The organism is Nocardioides massiliensis (assembly GCF_030811215.1).
Taxonomy (GTDB): domain Bacteria; phylum Actinomycetota; class Actinomycetes; order Propionibacteriales; family Nocardioidaceae; genus Nocardioides_A; species Nocardioides_A massiliensis.
The window spans coordinates 374,161-394,247 of record NZ_JAUSQM010000001.1; the positions used below are offsets into that span (position 1 = coordinate 374,161).

The following is a 20,087-nucleotide window of genomic DNA, read 5'->3' on the forward strand; positions in this document are numbered from 1 at the left end:
CTACTTTGCGTAGGGCGCGAGCGCCTGCTCGAGGTCCGCGACCAGGTCCGCGACGGTCTCGATCCCGACGCTGAGCCGGATCAGGTCTCCAGGCACCTCCAGGTCGGTGCCCGCCACCGAGGCGTGGGTCATCCGACCCGGGTGCTCGATGAGGGACTCCACCCCGCCGAGCGACTCTCCCAGCGTGAAGACCTGGGCGCGAGCACAGACGTCGAGCGCGGCCTGCTCACCTGCCGCGACGCGGAACGACACGATGCCGCCGTACCGCTTCATCTGCCGGGTGGCGACGTCGTGCTGGGGGTGGTCGGGGCGACCGGGGTAGATCACCTCGCTGACGCCGGGGTGCTGCTCGAGGAAGGCGACGACCTCCTCGGCGTTGTCGCAGTGCCGGTCCATCCGCACGCCCAGCGTCTTCAGCCCGCGCAGCACCAGCCACGCGTCGAACGGACCAGCGACGGCGCCGATGGAGTTCTGGTGGAAGGCGAGGTTCTCGGCGAGGTCGTGGTCCTTGACGATCAGCGCGCCGCCGACGACGTCGGAGTGGCCCCCGGCGTACTTCGTCGTCGAGTGCACGACCACGTCGGCACCGAGCGTCAGCGGCTGCTGGAGGTACGGCGAGGCGAAGGTGTTGTCGACCACGAGCAGCGCGCCCGCGTCGTGGGCGATGCCGGCGAGCGCCTCGATGTCACCGATGGTGAGCAGCGGGTTGGTCGGCGTCTCGACCCAGACGATCTTCGTCCTGCCCGGGCGGATCGCTGCGCGGACGGCGTCGAGGTCCTCGCTCTTGGCCGGCGTGTAGTCGAGCCCCCACGGCTCGGCGACCTTCGCGAAGAGCCGATAGGTGCCGCCGTACGCGTCGCCGGGGATGACCACGTGGTCACCGGGGCGGCAGACCGCGCGCAGCAGGGTGTCCTCGGCCGCCAGGCCGCTGGCGAACGCGAAGCCCCGCTCCCCCTCCTCCAACGCAGCGAGACACTCCTCCAGCGCGGTGCGGGTGGGGTTCGCCGTACGGGAGTACTCATAGCCTCCGCGCATCCCACCGACGCCGTCCTGCTTGTAGGTGCTGGTGGCGTAGATCGGGATGGTGACCGCCCCGGTCGTCGGGTCGGCCTCCTGGCCGGCGTGGATCGCCCGGGTCTCGAAGCCGGACTTCTGGGCTGCGCTGTCGGCGCTGACCTGCTCGCTCATGGCTCCGAGCCTACGGCCGGAGGGAATCAGCCCCGACTTGCCGTGGTTGGAGACGATGGACATCCCCGCCCGACCAGGAGATCGCCGTGCTGTTCAACCGCAACAAGTCCACCCTCCCCACCCCGGAGGAAGCGCTGCCGGGCCGCACCGAGCGCTGGTTCAACCTGCGCGACGAGCACGTCGTGCTGAAGACGCCGGTGGTCACCGACGAGACCAACATCCCGGCGGGCTTCGAGGTCGCCGTCTTCGGACTCGGCTGCTTCTGGGGCGCGGAGGAGATCTACTGGCAGACCCCGGGCGTCTGGTCGACCTCGGTCGGCTACGCCGGCGGCCACACCCCGCACCCGTCGTACGACGAGGTCTGCTCCGGCCGCACCGGCCACACCGAGGCCGTGCGCGTGGTCTTCGACCCGACCCGGGTCGCCTATGCCGACCTGGTCAAGACGTTCTTCGAGGTCCACGACCCCACCCAGGGGATGCGGCAGGGCAACGACGTCGGCACGCAGTACCGCTCCGCGCTCTACACCCTCTCCGAGGCCCAGGACGCTGCCGCGCGCGAGCTGACGCGGGTGTACGGCGACGAGCTCGCCCGACGCGACCTCGGGGAGATCACGACCGAGATCAAGCCGGCGCCGACGTACTACTACGCGGAGGACGCCCACCAGCAGTACCTCGCCAAGAACCCGTTCGGCTACCGCTGCCACGCCAACACCGGCGTGAAGTTCCCGGCCACCGCCTGAGGCCGCGGCCCGGGGCCGGCACCCGCCGGGTTTCCGCCTGCGCCGGTTCGGGCAGGGGCGGGGACCCTGTCACCTCACGAACGGAGCTGCAGCCATGGGTTGGGTCATCGCCCTCATCGTCGTCGCGATCATCCTCGGCGTGATCGGTCTGGTCGTCGAGGCGGTGAAGTGGCTGCTGATCATCGCGGCCGCGCTCTTCGTCATCGGGCTGGTCCGCGCCTTTTTCGCCGGCCGCGGCAGTGCCAAGAACACCACCTGACCGTCCCGCGTCTGCTGCCCTCAGAGGCGCTTGACGAAGATGTGGTCGGAGGCCTCGGGGAGGATCTCGGCGGTCTCTCCACCGCTGCCGACGAGCACGCCCTCGGGGGCGGTGGAGACGGTGACGACCTTGTCGGGGAGTGCGCCGACCCGGCGGAGGGCTCCCATGAGCAGCTCGTCCTTCTGCATCTCCTCGCTGATCCGACGCACCTGCACGCGGGTGCCGTCGGTCGTGGCGACGCGGGTGAGCGGCTCGACCCCGTCCATGAAGTCCTCGGGCACGGTCGTGTCGCCGAGCTCGTCGAGGCCGGGGATCGGGTTGCCGTAGGGCGACTCGGTGGGGTGCCCCAGCAGCTCGAGCAGCCGGCGCTCCACCGTCTCCGACATCACGTGCTCCCAGCGACACGCCTCGGCGTGGACGAGCTCCCAGTCGAGGCCGATCACGTCGGTGAGCAACCGCTCCGCGAGGCGGTGCTTGCGCATGACGCGGGTGGCGATGCGGTGGCCCTCCTCGGTCAGCTCCAGGTGGCGGTTGCCCTCGACCGTGACGAGTCCGTCGCGCTCCATCCGCGCCACGGTCTGGCTCACGGTGGGGCCGCTCTGGTGCAGGCGCTCGGCGATGCGGGCGCGCAGCGGGACGATCCCCTCCTCGATGAGCTCGTAGATGGTGCGGAGATACATCTCGGTGGTGTCGATCAGGTCGCTCACCTGGCCATTGTGGCCCATCGGGGCCAATCGGGGGCACCTGGCAGAGTGCAGGGATGGCCCCGTCGGTGTTCTGGTTCCGCCGCGACCTGCGCCTGCAGGACAACCCCGCGCTGCTCGCAGCGGCGGCCGCCGCCGCAGGGGACGACGGCGTGGTGCCGCTCTTCGTCGTGGACCCGAGCCTGTGGGGTCCGGCCGGCCGCACCCGTCGCGCCTACCTGTCGGCGTCGCTGCGCGCCCTCGACGCTGCCCTGCAGGACCGCGGCGGCCGGCTGGTCGTCCGCGCCGGCGACCCGGTGCAGGTCGTCACCGACGTCGCGCGCGAGGTCGGGGCCGCCTCGGTGCACGCCAGCTCCGACTTCGGCCCCTACGGCCGCGAGCGGGACACCCGCGTCGCCGACGCGCTGGCCACGCATGGCATCCCCCTCGAGCGGCTGGGGTCGCCGTACGCCGTCGCGCCGGGGACGCTGCAGACGGGCAGCGGGTCGCCCTACCAAATCTTCACGCCCTTCGCCCGCGCCTGGCACGACCACGGTTGGCGCGAGCCGGCCGAGGCGCCGCCGGACTCGACGCGCTGGGCCAGCGTGACGGGCCGCGGGTTCCCCGACGAGGCCCCACCGGACGGTCTCGAGCTGCCGGACGCCGGCGAGGACGCTGCTCACCAGCGATGGCAGGAGTTCCTCGAGCGCGTCGCGGACTACGCCACCGACCGCGACCGGCCCGGTGTCGATGGCACCTCGCGGATGTCGCCTCACCTCAAGTGGGGCGAGATCCATCCGCGGACCCTGCTGGCCGACCTGGCACGGCTGCGCAGCGAGGGCGCCGCGACCTACCGCACCGAGCTGGCCTGGCGCGACTTCTACGCCGACGTCCTGTGGCACCGCCCCGACAGCGCCCGCGACTACTACAAGTCCGAGTTGGCCGCGATGGCGTACGACGATCCCGACGGTGAGCTGTTCGCGGCGTGGGCCGAGGGGCGCACGGGCTACCCGATCGTCGACGCCGGGATGCGCCAGCTGCGTGCGGTGGGTTGGATGCACAACCGGGTGCGGATGATCACCGCCAGCTTCCTGGTCAAGGACCTGCACATCGAGTGGCAGCACGGCGCGCGGCACTTCATGCGCTGGCTCGCCGACGCCGACCTCTCCTCCAACCAGCACGGCTGGCAGTGGACGGCTGGTTCCGGCACCGACGCCTCGCCGTACTTCCGGGTCTTCAACCCGACCACCCAGGGCAAGAAGTTCGACCCCGACGGCAGCTACGTCCGGCGCTGGGTGCCGGAGCTGGCCGACGTCGACGACCGTCACGTCCACGACCCGTCGGCGGCCCCGGGCGGACCCCCGGCAGGCTATCCGGCGCCGGTGGTGGACCATGCCGAGGAGCGCCGCGAGGCGTTGGCCCGCTACGAGGAGGTACGACGGTGAGCACGCTGACGGTCGCAGCACGGTTCCGCGGACCGGACGACTCGGGCAACGGCGGGTGGGTGTCCGGCGCGCTCGCGGCACGGCTGCCGGCAGGCGTGCCGGTCGAGGTGACGCTGCGTCGACCGCCTCCGCTGGACCGCCCGCTGCCGGTGGAGGTCTCCGCCGGCGGCGTCCGCCTCCTGGACGACGCGGTGGCCGACGCACGTCAGGCAGCGGTCGTGGGCGAGGCGCGCGTCGTCGAGGACGACCTCCCGACGCTCGGAGTCGTCTCCGCCGCCGACGCCCGTGCGGCCGAGGCCGGCTACCACGGGCATCGCGAGCACCCGTTCCCCGGGTGCTACGCCTGCGGACCCGACCGCGAGGTCGGTGACGGCCTGCGGATCTTCCCCGGCCCCGTCGCCGGCCTGCCCGACGACAACGTCGCCGCGACCTGGCGGCCGGCCGCCGACGTCGACCTGCCCCAGGTCTGGGCCGCCCTCGACTGCCCGGGCGGATGGGCCGCAGGGCGGCTGGGCCTCGCCGACCGTCCGATGGTGCTGGGGCGGATGACCGCCGTCGTCGAGACCGTGCCTGAGTCCGGCGCGGAACTCGTGGTCGTCGGCACCGTGCTCGCCCGCGAGGGACGGCGGACGATGACTGCGACCACGCTGCGGCGTACGGACGGCACGGTGCTCGGGCGCGCGAAGCACACCTGGATCACGCTGCGCTGAAGCCAGGCCCGGGCACCGGGACTCGCGTCCCCGGTCGGACGAGCACGGTGATACAAACGACGCCTATGGCGCCGATCCGTGTGTTTGTCCTCGACGACCACGAGATCGTCCGCCGGGGGCTGCGTGAGCTCCTCCAGTCCGAGCCCGACCTGGAGGTCGTCGGCGAGGCCGGCACCGCCGCGCAGGCACTCACCCAGATCGCCTCGCTCCTGCCCGACGTCGCCATCGTGGATGCCCGGCTGCCTGACGGCAGCGGGGTGGAGGTCTGCCGGTCCATCCGGTCGGCGCACCCGAGCGTGCAGGTCTTGATCCTCACCAGCTTCGATGACGACGAGGCGCTCTACAGCGCCATCTTGGGCGGCGCCGGCGGCTACGTCCTCAAGCAGGTCCAGGGCGAGGCGCTGATTCACAACGTGCGCCGAGTAGCCCAGGGATACTCCGTGCTCGACCCTGCGCTCGTCGAGCGCGTCGCGGCGCGGATGCGGAGCCGCCCAGCGAACGACCAGGATCCGTTGGCCGGGCTCAACGAGCAGGAGCGCAAGATCCTCGACCTGATCGCCGAGGGGTTGTCGAACCGGCAGATCGGCGAGCGTCTCTTCCTGGCCGAGAAGACCATCAAGAACTACGTCTCTGCCATCTTGGCGAAGCTGGGACTCGAGCGGCGTACACAGGCGGCGATGCTGGTGGCACGGCGGACATCGCGGGACTCGTCGCGTTAGTCGACCCTGGAGAATGCGCTGGGGACCTCCCACTGCAGTCGGGTCCCCCCGTCGTCTGGCGTGGTCACCTCGAAGGTGCCGCCGAGAGCCCGGGCCCGGCGCTCGGCGTTGCGCAAGCCGGTGCCGCGGCGGCGCCCCGACGTGCCGACACCGTCGTCGGTGACGGTCAGTCGGAGTCGTTCGGCGTCGACGGCCACCTCGACCCGGCAGGCGCGGGCGCCGGCATGCCGCGCGACGTTGGAGAGCGACTCGCGCACGACCGCGACCAGGTGCTCGGTCAGCTCCTGGCCCACCGCTGCGTCCACGGGTCCGTCGAACCGCAGCTCCGGGACGGATTGCAGCACCTCCGCGTACTCCCGCACGACCGCGGCCACCGCCCCCCGGACGGAACGGGAGTGCGGTCGCTCGAGGTGGAAGATCGTGCGCCTGATCTCGGAGATGGTGCCGTCGAGATCCTCCATCGCACCGGTGAGCCGATCCCGGACCTCGTCGAGGTCGCCGGCACGCCGCGCCCGCTCCAGCTGCAACCCGACGGCGAAGATGCGCTGGACGACGTGGTCGTGCAGGTCGCGCGCGATCCTCTCCCGGTCGCCCAGCAGGAGGAGCTCCTGGTGGTCGAGAAGGGCCTGCACCCGGTCGAGCACCAGGGACACGTGGTCCGCGAACGCCGCCAGCATGCCGGCCTCCTCGGGGTCCAGGTCACGACGCGGGGTCGGGTAGCCCACCATCAGGAGTCCGTCGCGAGCGACCTCGGCCCGCAGCGGCGCGAGGAGCACGACGGAGCCGTCCGGAGCGTCGACGGCTCGCACGCGCCCCTCGCGACCGGCCTCGACCAGCGCCGGCGTGAGGACACGGGCGAGCGCTGCGACATCCTCCTCGCTCAGCCCGTCGTGACCGACGATCCGGGGTCGCAGCGTGACCGGACCAGCCGGACCGACAGGACCACCCGGCTCGGACGGGCCCTCGTCGAGCACGACCACGGCGACGACCGCGGCGGCCGCGGCTGCGCGGACGTGTGCGGCAAGCGCGGTCATCGCCTCCTCGGCGGAGTGCAGGTCGTGCAGCAGCGTCGCGAGCACCGCAGAGGCCGCGAGCCAACGATGCCGTCGCTCGCTGCGGGCGATCTCGCGCCCCACGCTGATCGCCATTCCCGCTGCCTGGGCGAAGGTGGTGATGATGCGTCGATCCTCCGCCGAGAACGTACGGTCACCAGCGCAGCCGACCTGCAACGCACCCGCCTCCCGGGCACCGATGAAGATGGGGATCGTCAAGGTCCGCGCGGTCGTCGAAGCCGGGTCGGCGGGTGCGGCATAGGTCCGGGCAGGGGCATCGAGATGCGCGCCGACGGTCAGGGCTCCGCTCGAGCCACCCACGAGGTCGACGACGACACCGGCGAACCTGCTCAGCACCCGATCGACGTCGGCATCGACCGCGAGGGCGGCGATGGCGTCGAGGACGGCGTCGGTGCGAGAAACCTCCAGGCGCTCCTCCACCCCGGCACCCTATGTCGCGACAGGTTCTCTCGTGGTGCCGGCTCTCGTCGTGCCGGCCCCGGTCTCGAAGACCGCGTTGTAGCGGCGCAGCGCCGCGGCGAACTCCGCGACGTCGTCGTCGCTCCAGGCATCGAACCTCGCGACGAACGTCGCGCGGCGCACCTCGGCGACCTCCGCGAGCCGCGCCCAGGCCGCGTCGGTGAGGCTGAGCAGGTGGACCCGACCGTCGCGGTCGTCGCGACGGCGCACCACGAACCCCAGACGCTCCAGGTCGCTGACCGCCCGCGACACCACGGCCTTGTCGAGGGACAGCAGCTCGACCAACCGGCTCTGCGGGCACCCGCCGGGGTGCTCGCGCAGGGTGATCAGGCACAGGTACGCCGAGCCGTTGAGCGCCGGGTGGACCAGCGTTGCCCGCTCGTGGAGCGCGGTGCGGGCCCGGGCGAGGATCGCGCCGACCTCGCGCTCCACGACCTCGAACAGCTCGGACCGCTCCGGCCGGCCCGTCACGCGGCGCCCTCCACCTCGTCGGCGCGGTGGACGGTCGTGCGCAGCGGCACCTCGCGGATCAGGACCATGCAGACCAGGGCGACCACCATGAACGGCACCGCGATGAGGAACAGGTGGGCGCTGGCGTCGGCGTACGCGTTCTCCACCACCGTGCGGACCGGCCCGGCGAGTGTGGACGGATCGGGGATCGTGCGCGCCTGCTCGCCGCCGCCCTCGACGCCCAGGGCACCGAGTCCGGCGCTGACGTCGTCGGCGACACGGTGGCCCAAGACGGCACCGAGGACGGCGATGCCGACACTGCCACCCATCGACCGGAAGAAGGTCACCAGCGAGCTGACCGCACCCATGTCGCGCAGCGCGGTGGAGTTCTGCACGGCGAGGACGAGGTTCTGCATCGTCGCGCCCATGCCGAGCCCCAGGACCAGCATGGCGAGACCCACGAGGATCAGCGGGGTCTGGGCGTCGATGAAGGACAGCAGGGCGATGCCGATGGTCGTCAGCAGCCCGCCCGCGACGAGGTACCGCTTCCACACACCGGTGCGGCTGATGATCTGCCCGGTCGCGAGGCTGGAGACCATCAGGCCGCCGACCATGAAGATCGACATCATGCCGGCCTTGGTCGGACTCATGCCGCGCGCGATCTGGAAGTACTGCGAGAGATAGACCGTGGACCCGAACATCGCAACGCCGATCATCACCGAGGCGATGGTGGCCAGCACCGTCGTGCGGTCGGCGAAGAGGCGCAGCGGCACGATCGGGTCGGCCGTGCGGGCCTCGACGATGCCGGTGGCGATCAGCAGCAGCACGCCGCCGCCGACCATCCACGCGGTCTCGGCCGACAACCAGGCGAAGTCGTGCCCGGCGAGCGAGACCCAGGCCAGCAGGATCGAGACCGAGGAGGCGACGAGGATGGCGCCGAGGTAGTCGACCTTGGCCTCGCGCTTGATGTGGGTCAGGTGCAGGGTGCGCTGCAGGACGACGAAGGCGACCACGCCGATCGGCACGCCGACGAAGAAGCACCAGCGCCAGCCGAGGAACGGCGTGTCGACGATCAGACCGCCGATGAGCGGGCCGCTGACGGTGGCGAGCGCGAAGACCGCCCCGATGTAGCCGGAATAGCGCCCGCGCTCCCGCGGCGACACCATGCTGGCGATCACGATCTGCACCAGGGCCGTCAGCCCACCGACGCCGATGCCCTGGAAGGCGCGAGCGGCGATCAGCGTGCCCATCGACGGCGCGAAGCCGGCCGCCAGGGAGCCGAGCATGAAGAGCACCAGCGCGACCTGCAGCAGCAGCTTCTGGTTGACCAGGTCGGCAAGCTTGCCCCACAGCGGGGTGCTCGCGGTCATGGTGAGCATCGTGGCGATCACGACCCAGGTGAAGCCGGACTCCGTGCCCTCGAGGTCGGCGACGATCCGCGGCAGGGCGTTGGAGACGATCGTCGAGGAAAGCATCGCGACGAACATCGCGCTCAGCAGGCCCACGAGGACGCGCAGGACCTGCCGGTGGGTCATCGGCGCAGGCACGTCCGGGGTCCCGGGTGAGCCGGCGGTGGCCGTCTCCGTGGGGACGGCGGCGGAGCCGGCGATCGGCGAGTCGACCTCGGGAACGGTGGTGGTACGTCGGAGCACAGGCGGCCTTCACAGGATCGGGGCGGCGCAACGCGGAGTAGTTGCAAGACGCAACTTTATCCACGATCGTTGCGCCCGACAACCATCTGCCGTGTCGCTGTGCTCACACCCGCACAATGGAGCGGTGACCGCCCCGCTGAGTGCCCTCCCCCACCACGACGGCTCCGCCGGCTACCGCGTCCGGCCGGACGCCATCAGCCTCGGGGACGAGGTGACCGTCCGGGTCCGTGTCCCGCACGCGGTCGGGGACGCGGCCCCCTCCCACGGCGCGTACGACGGGGTGTGGGTGCGCTCGACGCCGGACGGTGAGCCGGCGTACGTCGCGCTGCGCCGAGGCGCCGAGGACGGCCAAGCCGTCTGGTGGGAGGGCGAGCTGGCGGTGCGCAACCCCGTCCAGCGCTACCGCTTCCTGCTGGTGCGCGGCACCGGAGCCCAGCAGGAGCAGCACTGGCTCAGCGCGAGCGGACTGCACACCCGCGACGTGCCGGACGCGGAGGACTTCGTGGTGTCCGTGCACACCCCGGCTCCCGACTGGGGACGCGACGGCGTGGTCTACCAGATCTTTCCCGACCGGTTCGCCCGCTCGGACCGCGCCGCCGAGCGCCCCACGCCGGCCTGGGCGCGGCCTGCGACGTCGTGGGACGAGCCGCCGGTCTTCGGCCACCCCGACGAGCCACTGCACTTCTTCGGCGGTGACCTCGACGGCATCACCGACCACCTCGACCACATCGCCGAGGTCGGTGCCGACATCGTCTACACGACCCCGCTGTTCCCCGGCGAGAGCAACCACCGCTACAACGCCTCCACCTTCGACGCGATCGACCCCCTGCTCGGTGGTGACGAGGCACTGGTGCGGCTGGTCGAGGCGGTGCACGCGCGCGGCTGGCGGATGCTCGGCGACCTCACCAGCAACCACACCGGCGACAGCCACGAGTGGTTCCGGCGAGCGCTCGCCGACCCGAGCTCGGCCGAGCGCGGCTTCTACTTCTTCGACGAGGACGGCGACTACGAGTGCTGGCAGGGCTACCGCACCCTGCCGAAGCTCGACCACACCGATCCCGAGCTCACCCGCCGCTTCCATGCCGTCGTACGCCGCTGGCTGGAGCCGCCGTACTCCCTCGACGGGTGGCGCATCGACGTGGCCAACATGACCGGCCGGCGCGCAGCGACCGATGTGGCGCGCGACGTGGCCCGCGCGCTGCGGGCGACCGTCACCGGCGTACGCCCCGACGGGCTGGTCCTCGCCGAGCACGGCCACGACGCCTCCGGCGACCTCGACGGCGACGGCTGGCACGGGACGATGAACTACTACGGGTTCTCGTTCCCGGTCTGGACCTGGCTGCGCAACCCCGACCGGGCGGTGCCGAGCTTCGGGCTGCCGGTCGGCACGGCGCGGCGCAGCGGACCGGAGGCGTTCGGCGCCATGCGGGCGTTCGGCGCACGGTTCGGGTGGGACGCGGTGCAGACAAGCTGGAACATCCTGTCCTCGCACGACAGCCCGCGGATCCGCACGCTCACCGGCTCTGCCGAGCGCCACCACGTCGCGGCCGGGCTGCAGTTCACACTGCCGGGCGTGCCGATGATCTTCGCCGGCGACGAGCTCGGCTTCGAGGGCACGACCGGCGAGGACAGCCGGCGCACGATGCCCTGGGACCGGGCCGCGGAGTGGGACCGCACCACCCTCGAGCTGTACGCCGCCCTGTCCGCCCTGCGCCGCGAGCACGCCGCGCTGCGGCGCGGCAGCCTGCGGTGGCTCGCGATCGAGGACGACGCCGTCGCCTGGGTGCGCGAGCACCCCGAGGGCGACGTCGTGGTGGCTGCGTGGCGCGCGGGTGCCACGCTGTCGGTGGAGCTGCCTGCGTCCCCTCCCACGCTCGTGACCGGCGCCCACGACACGGGGGCGCGGGCGCGGGGACCCGCGTTCGCGGTGTGGACGCCGTAGTGCCGGGGGAGACTGGGCGCCATGGCAACCGGAGCGCGTGACCGGTCCGCCGCCCACGCCATGCGGGTGGTGGCGCACCGCCCCGACCCCAACCTGCTGCGGCTGCCGTGGGGCGTGCCGCTCGAGGAGTGGGGCGAGCCGCACGTCGTACCCCTCCCGCGGGGCATCTCGCGCCACGTCGTGCGCATCGTGCGGGCCGAGCGTGAGGTGTACGCCGTCAAGGAGACCCAGGAGCCGATCGCGTTCCGGGAGTACCGCCTCCTGCGGGACCTGCAGCGCCTGGGGCTGCCGGCGGTCGTGCCGGCCGCGGTCGTCACCGGGCGGCGTACGCCTGAGGGCGAGGACCTGCCGGTCGCGCTGGTGACGCGGCACCTGCGCTTCTCGCTGCCCTATCGGTCGCTGTTCGGGCAGGGCTCACGCGGGCGCAACGCCCAGGAGCTGCTCGAGACCCTCGTCGACGCGCTCGTCGTGCTGCTCGCCCGGCTGCACCTGAGCGGGTTCTTCTGGGGCGACGTGTCGTTGTCCAACGTGCTGTTCCGCCGCAGCGCCGGTGATCTGGCGGCCTACCTCGTCGACGCGGAGACCGGCGAGCTGCATCCCGAGCTCACCGACGGCCAGCGCCGCCACGACGTCACCCTCGGCACCGAGAACGTCTTCGCCGAGATCCTCGACCTGCAGGCCGGCGACCTGATGTCGACCGACGTCGACCCGCATCTGGTGGTGGACCGCATCACCGAGCGCTACGAGGACCTGTGGGGCCAGCTCACCGGCACCGAGGAGTTCACCCCCGACGAGATGTGGCGCATCGAGCAGCGGGTCGCCCGGCTCAACGACATGGGCTTCGACGTCGCCGAGCTCGACATCGTCGCCGACTGGAACGGCTCGACCGTGCGCATCCAGCCGCGCGTGGTGGAGTCCGGACATCACCGCCGCGAGCTGCTCGGGCTCACCGGCATGGACGTCGAGGACAACCAGGCGCGGCGGCTGCTCAACGACCTCGCGTCGTTCACCGCCCACCACGACCTCGGCGACGAGGACCGCGGCATCGTCGCGGGTCGTTGGCTCACCACCGTCTATGAGCCGATCACCGCGATGATCCCGCACGAGCTGCGCGGCCGACTGGAGCCGGCCGAGGTCTTCCACGAGATCCTCGAGCACCGGTGGTACCTCTCGGAGCGCGCCGGTCGCGAGGTCGACATCTTCGACGCCGCGCGCTCCTACATCGACTCCGAGCTCGCCCAGCGCCCCGTGGAGGACGCGGTCACCGACGCGCAGTGAGCCGTGGGGCTCCTCAGACCAGGTCGGGCTTGCACAGCCGGCACTGGGTCATGCCGGGGGCGTCGGGACCCGCGGGGCGCAGATCGTCGCGGTGCTGGATGAGCGAGCAGTCGGCACGGTGGACGGTGGTGCCGGAGCCGGCGACGACGGGGACCGAGCCCGGGTCGCGGGTGGCGGCCGGGGCCACCGGCGCGGCGGCACCCGCGGCGCTGCGCGAGGTCACGTCGGCCAGCACGAGCAGGGTGTCGGCGAGCCGCTTCGAGGCCTCCTTCTGGTCGGCGGCCAGGCGGGCGAGCCAGGCGCCGAAGTAGAGGAAGCCGCCGCAGAAGGTCAGCCCGAGTCCGAGGAGACCACCGGAGACCAGGTAGGAGATCTGGTCGTACTCGTACGGCGTGTTCGCGGCGCCGTACCAGCCGAGGACGATCACGACCAGGCCGAGCGGGAGCAGCACCGCGCCCGCGACGAACAGCACGACCTGCAGCATGCGGTAGCCGTTGTCGCGCAGCGGGGCGACACCGCCGCCGGCCGGCATCTGCCGGGAGCTGGCCTGGGGCATCGCGTGGACAGGTCCGACAGGCCCGGAGGCGGTGGGCTGGATCTGGGTGGTCATGGGTCAGGCCTTTCGCAGGTCGGGGAGACCGGTGTCGAGTCCGTGGGAGCAGGAGCCCGCCCCACCGAGGGCGGCGATGCCGAGACGGCGCAACCACAGGCCCAGGACGCCCGCGGCCGCGAGACCACCGAACATCAGGGCGCCGGGGATGCTGTTGAGCGGGGGGAGACCGGACCCCATCGGGGCGGCGTCGGTCAGCTCACCGGTGCCGGCGTCGCCGGAACCGCCGGCGTCACCGGGGGCCGATCCCTCGCCGAGCGCGCCGCCGAGGTCACCCGAGCCCGTGTCACCGAGGTCGCCGCCAGCGCCCGGGTCGGTGCCCGGGTCGGTGCCGGTGTCGCCGCCGTTGACGCTGCCCGGGTCGAGGTCGTCGGGGTCACCGATCGACGGCAGCTCGATGCCCTGCACCGTGGCGGTCTTCGACCGGGCGGTGCCGAGGGTCACGACCACCTTCGGGGCGAGGTTGGGGATCGCACCGAGCAGGCTCTTGAGGATCGCCGCCTCCTCGGGGAACGGGATCGGGTCGAGCAGGTCCTGCAGCGGCAGCTGGCTCAGGACCGGGCGCAGGATCGCCAGGTCGATCGTCAGCTCCATGCCGCGCGTGACCACCTCGGCCGTGGTGCCGTCGACCGTGCGCGTCGACTTCGGCATCTTCAACGAGATGCCGAGCGCGTTCAGCGCCTCCAGGGGGTCGTCGGGCAGGCCCGGGATGCCCGGGTTGCCGCCGGGGACGATGGGGCCCTTGTCGTCGAGACCGAACTCGATGCCGGCGATCCGGAGGGCGCCGACGGTCGCACGACCGCTGCCCTTGCCCTCCTGGCCGTCGGCGACGGTGCGGGACACGACGCTGACGCCCTCGAGCTGGACGATGCCGCCGAGCAACGAGACGTCGCCCAACGACGCCCGGGCAGTGGTGCCGATCTGGTCGTCGCCGGTCGTCGTGCGGCTGATCGAGGTCAGACCGTCGACCTCGACCAGACCGGGCAGCGCCGGGATGGCGTTGGTGTCTGCTCGGCTGCCCCCGCCCCCGAGCAGGGACGTGACGGGGCCCAACAGGTCGCCGAGCGGGCCACCGCCCGCGCCGGAGCGCGAGCCGCCCAGGCCAGGAAGGAGGCCACCGAGCAGTCCGCCCGAGCCTGCGGCGCGGTCGGCGGGCGCGGCGTCCTTGCCGGCCTTGGCACCCGCACGACCACCGGAACGACCCTCGTCGCTGCCGGACGCCACGGGAGCATCGGCCTTGTCGACGTCACCGTCGGTGGTGAACCCGACCCGCCCCGCAACCAGGTCGCCGTCGGCGCTCGAGCGCATCGTCAGCACGCCGGGCACGGGCTCGAGGGCCTCGAACTCCGGACCTCCGGGGAACTCGGCGTTGGTCTGGATCGGGTAGCCGGCCGCGCCGAGGATGGCGGGCAGGCCGAGCTGCTCGACGAAGGTCTTCAGGCCCTCGCCGATCGCGTCGCCGGGCCACAGCCACGTCGCGCGCGACTTGCCGGAGCCCGAGGACGTGTCGGCACGCGTGTAGGCGAGCATCACCTCGGCCTGCGGCTCCGACGGGATCGGGATGGTCGGCTCGTAGATCTCGATCTTCAGCGGGCTCGCCGAGGCGGCCGAGCTGTAGCCGGAGAACGCCGCCGCCGGCGGCGCCTCCGCCCCGGGCTCCTCGACCGCGAGGCTGGGGTTGGCCAGCATGCACGAGGTGAGCACGACGGCAGTCGCCGCGAGCGCTCCACGGGTGAGGGGACGACGGACGCGCCGCGTGACGGACGCAGCTGCGGGCAACGGTCGCGGGCTCATGCCGCACCTCCCAGGATGACCTCGGACATGGTCTCGTTGATCTCGGCGGGCTCACCGGTGGCGACGATGCGTCCCCCGGTCATGACGGCTGCGTAGTCGGAGACCCGCAGCGCCGTACGTGCGAACTGCTCGATGCACAGGATCGACACGCCGGTCTCCGCGATCTGCGCGACGGTGTCGTAGAGCTCCTCGACGATCAGCGGCGCGAGCCCCATGGAGAGCTCGTCGAGCAGCAGCAGCGCGGGGTCGGAGGCCAGGGCACGCGACAACGCGAGCATCTGCTGCTCACCGCCCGACATCGTGCCGGCCAGCTGCTTGCGCCGCTGCAGGAGCTTGGGGAAGTACGCGAACGCCGTCTCGAGCACGGCCTCGGCGGGGACTCCGGCGTACGACACCAGGGTGAGGTTCTCCTCGACCGTGAGGTTGGGGAACACCGAGCGACCCTCGGGGATCGTGCACAGCCCCAGCCGCGCGAGCTTCTCGGGGTCGGGGTCGTGGATGCTGACCCCGGCGAGGTGGATGTGGCCGTCGGTGGGCGCCATCTGGCCGCTGACCACCTTCAGCAGCGTGGACTTGCCGGCACCGTTGGGGCCCAGCAACGCGACCACGGCGCCCTTCGGCACCGTGAGGTCGACGCCGCGCAGCACCTCGATCCGGCCGTACGCCGCGCGCAGGCCGCACACCTCCAGGATGGGGATGCTCATCGGTTCTCCTGATCGATCGGTGCGGTGACAGCGGGGATCACGGTCGTGGCCCCCTCGTCGTAGGGGTCGGCGTAGGCGGCACCGGCGCCCACGGGCGCGAGATCGGTGCGGGTCTGCTCGGACGGGCGCTCGTCCTCGTCGGAGTAGCCCAGGTAGGCCTTCTGGACGGCGGCGTTGGTACGGATCTCGGCGGGCTTGCCCGAGGCGATCACCTTGCCGAAGTCGAGGACGTGGATGTCGTCGCAGACACCCATCACGAGGTCCATGTCGTGCTCGACCATGAGGACCGCCTTGCCCTCGCGGGTCAGGTCCTTGAGCAGCGCGCCGAACGCGTCGGTCTCGGACTCGTCGAGACCCGACGACGGCTCGTCGAGCAGCAGCAGCTTCGGCTCCCCGGCCAGGCACCGCGCCAGCTCCAGCAGGCGCGCGGCGCCCGTGGGGATCGAGTCGGCCCGCTCCTCGGCGTACGCCGCCACCCCGACCCGCTCGAGCAGCGCGTCGATGTCGGTCGAGCTGCGCCGGACCAGGCCGCGGAGCCCGCGGTGGATGTCGAGCGCGACCTTGACGTTCTCCCGGACGGTCAGGGAGCCGAAGGCCTCGAGCCGCTGGAAGGTGCGCGCCATCCCGCGGCGCGAGCGGCGGTGCACCGACAGCGAGGTGATGTCCTTGCCATCGAAACGCACATGGCCCTTGGTGGGCTTCTGCAGACCGGTGATCACGTTGAAGCAGGTCGTCTTGCCGGCGCCGTTGGGGCCGATCAGCCCGGTGATCTGGCCGGGCTCGACCGCGAAGACCGCGTGGTCGACCGCGGTCACCCCGCCGAACTGGACGACGACGTCGTCAACCTCGAGCAGTGCCACCGGCTGCCACCTCCTTGTGCGGGTCGCCGGCCAGAGGGGCGGCGATGTCGTCGTACGAGCCCTCGTCGGTGGTGCGCTCACGGGACCTGCGTGCGGATCCCGCACCAGGCAGATCGGGCAGGAAGCCACGGACCTGAGGACCGAGGCGGTCGCCGACCAGTCGGCCGAGCTTGAAGCCGAGGTTGGCCAGGCCGTTGGGGTCACGGCCCAGCGCCACGGCACCGAAGCCGATGATGACGAAGGCCAGACCAGCCAGGCCCGGGTAGTTGGACTGCAGGACCGGCAGCAGCATCAAGAAGATGCCACCGGCCGCGGCCCCGGTCGCCGAGGTCACGCCGCACACGACCGCCAGGAGCAGCAGCGGCAGGCTGGCGAGCAGCTGGAAGTCCGTCGCCGCGATGGTGCCGCGCAGACCAGCGAACAACGCCCCGGCCAGGCCGGCCATGCCGGCGGACATCCCGAACAACGCCACCCGGAACCAGCGCATGTCGAGTCCCAGGGTGCTGCAGGCGGCGGGACTGTCGCGCATGGCGATCAGCACCCGTCCGAGCTTGCCGCGGCGCAGGGCGAGCAGTGCCACGGCCATCAGGGCGAAGAAGATGACCATCACCAGGACATAGACCCGTGGCTCGGTGATCGCGATGCCCAGGACCGACATCGGCTCGGCCGGCAGGCTGCCGTTGAAGCCGAAGGCGAAGGACGCCTGGAAGACCAGCTTGTCCATCAGCACGCCGAACGCGAGCGTCGACAGCGCGAGGTAGAGCCCGGTCAGCCGGAGCACCGGCAGCGCCACCAGCGCGCCGACGATGGCGGCGACAGCAGCCGCGATCAGCAGGCCGAGCAGGTTGGGCGAGTCGAGCTTGGCGTAGGCCAGCGCGCCGATGCCGGCGAAGGTGAACTGCGCCAGGGAGACGTGACCGCCGTAGCCGGTCAGCAGCACGAGCGACAGCATCACCATGGCGTACGTCGCCGCGGTGCCGGCGAGCAGCAGGTTGGAGTCGGACAGGGTAAGGGTCACGACGGCCATGACGACGACCAGCGCGACGCCCCAGCCCACCGAGCGCTGCAGCGTCGGGACTGGAGCGGCCACGAGGCCCTTGACCTGGCCGATGCGCAGCTGGGCCTGCGGCATGATCACCACGACCGCGAAGAGGAACAATGCCGGCACGACCGCGCGCACGCCGGCGAAGGCGCCCTCGCTCGGCAGGTAGGCCACCGCGTAGGACTGCAGGAGTCCGAGCCCCATCGCACCGACGAACGTCAGCGGCAGGCTCTTGAGCCGGCCGAGCATCGCTGCCGCGTAGGCGGAGATGACCAGGAGCGTGAGCTCGTAGTAGTCGAGCCCGATGACCGGGGTGAGCAGGATGCCGGCCAGTGCGGCCAGCGAGGAGCCGATCGCCCACGACAGCGCCGCGACCTGCGACGGCTTGCCGCCGTACAGCTTGAGCAGATCGGGGTTGTCGACCGCGGCCCGCATCGCCGTACCGACGCGGGTGCGGTTGAGGAGCAGGTAGAGCCCCGCCGCCACGACGACCGACAGCGCGATCGTGATCATCTGGTGGGCGGTGACGTAGACCTCGCCGATCTGGATCCCCTTGTCGGGCAGGAAGAACGGCAGGGTGCGTGCCTCCGGCGGCCAGATCTGCTGGGCCAGTCCGATGAGACCGACGAAGAGCCCGACGGTGACGACCAGCGACACGCTGACCGGCGCCTCCCCCAGTCCTCGGGTCATCACCCGCTGCACGACGAAGCCGAACAGCGGCGCGACCACGAACAGCACCAGGAACAACGAGAGCCACACCGGCATGCCCTGGCGCTGGCTGAAGTCCCAGAAGACGAAGGACAGCAGCATGCCGAAGGCACCGTGGGCGATGTTGAACACCCGGGTGGTCGTGTAGGTCAGCACCAGTCCGCTGGCGGCGATCGCGTACGCCGCCCCGGAGAAGATGCCGAGGATCGTGAAGGACAGCAGTGAGCTCATGTCAGTTCAACCTCGTGATGCCGTTGCAGGTGTACTGCCGTCCACCGGTCGGCACCCACTTGCCGCCCTTGATCTCGATGAACCGCCAGCAGTCGCCGACCTGCTTGGCGCCGACCTGCTGCGGGGAGTGCAGGTCGTTGGCGGTCCAGTTCTTCACGCCCTTCATGGAGGCGACCAGCGACTGGCGCGACAGGTTCCCGCCGAGCGCCAGGGACTTCTCCACGAAGAGCCGGGCCGCCGACCAGGACCACACGCCGAAGAAGTTCGGCTCCGCGCCGGGCTTCACCTGGTTGAGCCAGGTGCGGTAGAGCGCCATCTCCTTGTTGGAGTCGATCTCGTCGTACATCGCGGTGTTGATGAAGGCGCGCACGCCCTCGACGGCGGCACCGCCCTGCTCGATGAACGCCTGGTTGTAGGCGGTCGGGTCGAGGAGGTACATGTCGGGCTTGAAGCCCTGCTGCTGCATCGTCTGCGCGAGCCGGACGGCCTGCTGGTAGGCGCCGAGGAACTGGACGAACTTCACGTCCTTGCTCTTCATTTGCTGCACGAAGGGCGCGTAGTTGAACTCCGAGACGTCGATGCCCTGCTGGTAGACGAAGCGCATGCCGCGCTTGGTCATCGCCTTCGCCTGGTTCTGCGCGTTGAGCGGACCGGCGCCGGCCTTGACCCAGAGGTACGCGGCGTTCTTCGCGGCGCCGGGAGCGGTCTTCTTCACGAAGTCGGCGACGGCGTTCTGGAACTGGTTGATGTTGACCGACTGCGCCGAGTAGCAGTTGGGGCAGGAGAACCGCTCGGTGGTCACCGACGTGGCGCGGATGTCCGGGATGCCGCAGCTCCGGGCTGTCCCGGCGCCGCCGGAGTCGAAGGCCGACTGGCTGCCGACCGCCGCGAACGCCTGCTGGCAGGCGCGGGCGTAGGCCTGCTGGTCGGCGCCGTTGTCGGTCCGGCTGTCGAGGGCGAGCAGCTCGAGCTTGCGGCCGCAGATGTCGGACTGGGAGTTGAAGTAGGCGATGTAGGCCCGGATCCCGTCCTGGGCCGAGGTGAACAGTCCCGGGACCGGTCCGGAGATGTCGGAGGCGTTGGCGATCGTGATCGTCTTGTCGGTGATGCCGGTGGTGTTCTTGAACCCGTCGCACGAGGCCGCCTTCGCGCCGCCGCCGGCGGCGTTCTCGCCGCTGTCCTGGCTCGCGCCACCGGAGCTGCCCGCGCCGCCACCGCCGCCCGCACCGGCGCCACCACCCGCACCGGGTGCGGCTGCGGTGCCGCCCCCGCCGCCCCCACCGTCGGGCGAACCGGCGCCGTCGTCGACGCCGGGAAGCTCCGCACCCGTGCCGGTGTCCAGTCCGGGGTCACCGGTGCCTTCGGTGAGGGCGCCGGTGCCGCCCCCGCCACCGCTGTTGCCAGCGCTCACCACCTCGTTGGGGCTCAGCTGGGAGCCACAGGCGGCCAGGGTCGCGCTCAGCGCCGCAGCGGCGGCGATGGTGGCGAGTCGGGCGAGTCGGGTACGCACGGGAACTCCATTCGTGATTGCAGTCACTAC

Annotated in this window: 18 protein-coding genes; 7 read left to right on the top strand and 11 right to left on the bottom strand. The window is 71.6% G+C overall.

The window, feature by feature from the left end; translation table 11 throughout:
• Complete coding sequence (locus J2S59_RS02045) at nucleotides 1-1,188, bottom strand: cystathionine gamma-synthase (RefSeq protein WP_068118493.1); 1,188 nt, start codon at nucleotides 1,186-1,188, stop codon at nucleotides 1-3.
• Nucleotides 1,189-1,274: 86 nt separating this feature from the next.
• Between J2S59_RS02045 and msrA the strand changes: the two genes are divergently transcribed.
• Together msrA and J2S59_RS02055 are read left to right on the top strand one after the other, a co-directional pair.
• The gene (gene msrA / locus J2S59_RS02050) at nucleotides 1,275-1,928 is read left to right on the top strand and encodes a peptide-methionine (S)-S-oxide reductase MsrA (RefSeq protein ID WP_068118495.1); all 654 of its coding nucleotides are present in this window, start codon (nucleotides 1,275-1,277) and stop codon (nucleotides 1,926-1,928) included.
• Nucleotides 1,929-2,022: 94 nt separating this feature from the next.
• Entirely contained in the window at nucleotides 2,023-2,187 is a 165-nt protein-coding gene (locus J2S59_RS02055) for a hypothetical protein (RefSeq protein WP_181641650.1), read from the top strand.
• Between the two features lie 20 nt (nucleotides 2,188-2,207).
• Here the strand turns inward: J2S59_RS02055 and J2S59_RS02060 are convergent, their stop codons facing one another.
• On the bottom strand, nucleotides 2,208-2,894 hold the full coding sequence (locus J2S59_RS02060; RefSeq protein ID WP_068118506.1) for an iron-dependent transcriptional repressor DtxR: 687 nt from the start codon (nucleotides 2,892-2,894) through the stop codon (nucleotides 2,208-2,210).
• 53 nt (nucleotides 2,895-2,947) lie between these two features.
• Between J2S59_RS02060 and J2S59_RS02065 the strand changes: the two genes are divergently transcribed.
• The 3 genes from J2S59_RS02065 (at nucleotide 2,948) to J2S59_RS02075 (ending at nucleotide 5,744) form a co-directional block, all read left to right on the top strand.
• Entirely contained in the window at nucleotides 2,948-4,315 is a 1,368-nt protein-coding gene (locus tag J2S59_RS02065; protein WP_068118497.1) for a cryptochrome/photolyase family protein, read from the top strand.
• The gene (locus J2S59_RS02070) at nucleotides 4,312-5,025 is read left to right on the top strand and encodes a hypothetical protein (RefSeq protein WP_306824759.1); all 714 of its coding nucleotides are present in this window, start codon (nucleotides 4,312-4,314) and stop codon (nucleotides 5,023-5,025) included. The genes J2S59_RS02065 and J2S59_RS02070 overlap by 4 nt, the downstream gene beginning before the upstream one ends.
• Nucleotides 5,026-5,090: 65 nt before the next feature.
• Nucleotides 5,091-5,744 carry a response regulator gene (locus tag J2S59_RS02075; protein WP_068120399.1) on the top strand — a complete coding sequence of 218 codons (654 nt, stop codon included), beginning with the start codon at nucleotides 5,091-5,093 and terminating at the stop codon, nucleotides 5,742-5,744.
• Here J2S59_RS02075 and J2S59_RS02080 read toward each other — a convergent pair.
• The 3 genes from J2S59_RS02080 to J2S59_RS02090 are packed head-to-tail and all read right to left on the bottom strand — an operon-like array spanning nucleotide 5,741 to nucleotide 9,378.
• Complete coding sequence (locus J2S59_RS02080; protein WP_068120397.1) at nucleotides 5,741-7,237, bottom strand: sensor histidine kinase; 1,497 nt, start codon at nucleotides 7,235-7,237, stop codon at nucleotides 5,741-5,743. The genes J2S59_RS02075 and J2S59_RS02080 overlap by 4 nt on opposite strands.
• A gap of 9 nt (nucleotides 7,238-7,246) precedes the next feature.
• Nucleotides 7,247-7,747, bottom strand: a complete 501-nt coding sequence (locus J2S59_RS02085) for a MarR family winged helix-turn-helix transcriptional regulator (RefSeq protein ID WP_068120395.1) — start codon at nucleotides 7,745-7,747, stop codon at nucleotides 7,247-7,249.
• Nucleotides 7,744-9,378 (bottom strand): MDR family MFS transporter, encoded by a 1,635-nt coding sequence (locus tag J2S59_RS02090; RefSeq protein ID WP_246360289.1) that lies wholly within the window; start codon nucleotides 9,376-9,378, stop codon nucleotides 7,744-7,746. Before J2S59_RS02090 ends, J2S59_RS02085 begins: the two co-directional genes overlap by 4 nt.
• A 124-nt stretch (nucleotides 9,379-9,502) precedes the next feature.
• Here J2S59_RS02090 and J2S59_RS02095 point away from each other — a divergent pair, with 124 nt between their 5' ends.
• A complete protein-coding gene (locus J2S59_RS02095; protein ID WP_306824760.1) occupies nucleotides 9,503-11,320 on the top strand; it encodes a glycoside hydrolase family 13 protein in 1,818 nt (605 codons plus the stop codon).
• 21 nt (nucleotides 11,321-11,341) lie between these two features.
• Complete coding sequence (locus J2S59_RS02100) at nucleotides 11,342-12,598, top strand: DUF4032 domain-containing protein (RefSeq protein ID WP_181641648.1); 1,257 nt, start codon at nucleotides 11,342-11,344, stop codon at nucleotides 12,596-12,598.
• Nucleotides 12,599-12,611: 13 nt separating this feature from the next.
• Here the strand turns inward: J2S59_RS02100 and J2S59_RS02105 are convergent, their stop codons facing one another.
• The 6 genes from J2S59_RS02105 to J2S59_RS02130 are packed head-to-tail and all read right to left on the bottom strand — an operon-like array spanning nucleotide 12,612 to nucleotide 20,057.
• Nucleotides 12,612-13,208 (bottom strand): hypothetical protein, encoded by a 597-nt coding sequence (locus J2S59_RS02105; protein ID WP_068118438.1) that lies wholly within the window; start codon nucleotides 13,206-13,208, stop codon nucleotides 12,612-12,614.
• A 3-nt stretch (nucleotides 13,209-13,211) separates the two neighbouring features.
• Entirely contained in the window at nucleotides 13,212-15,002 is a 1,791-nt protein-coding gene (locus J2S59_RS02110; protein WP_068118436.1) for a choice-of-anchor P family protein, read from the bottom strand.
• Nucleotides 14,999-15,706: an ABC transporter ATP-binding protein gene (locus J2S59_RS02115; RefSeq protein ID WP_068118430.1), complete on the bottom strand. Its 708-nt coding sequence runs from the start codon at nucleotides 15,704-15,706 to the stop codon at nucleotides 14,999-15,001. Before J2S59_RS02115 ends, J2S59_RS02110 begins: the two co-directional genes overlap by 4 nt.
• Nucleotides 15,703-16,566, bottom strand: coding sequence for an ABC transporter ATP-binding protein (locus J2S59_RS02120; protein WP_181641647.1), 864 nt, complete (start codon nucleotides 16,564-16,566; stop codon nucleotides 15,703-15,705). Before J2S59_RS02120 ends, J2S59_RS02115 begins: the two co-directional genes overlap by 4 nt.
• Nucleotides 16,547-18,547 carry a branched-chain amino acid ABC transporter permease gene (locus tag J2S59_RS02125; protein WP_181641646.1) on the bottom strand — a complete coding sequence of 667 codons (2,001 nt, stop codon included), beginning with the start codon at nucleotides 18,545-18,547 and terminating at the stop codon, nucleotides 16,547-16,549. The genes J2S59_RS02120 and J2S59_RS02125 overlap by 20 nt, the downstream gene beginning before the upstream one ends.
• A gap of 1 nt (nucleotide 18,548) precedes the next feature.
• Entirely contained in the window at nucleotides 18,549-20,057 is a 1,509-nt protein-coding gene (locus J2S59_RS02130) for an ABC transporter substrate-binding protein (protein WP_068118428.1), read from the bottom strand.
• Nucleotides 20,058-20,087: the final 30 nt, after the last annotated feature.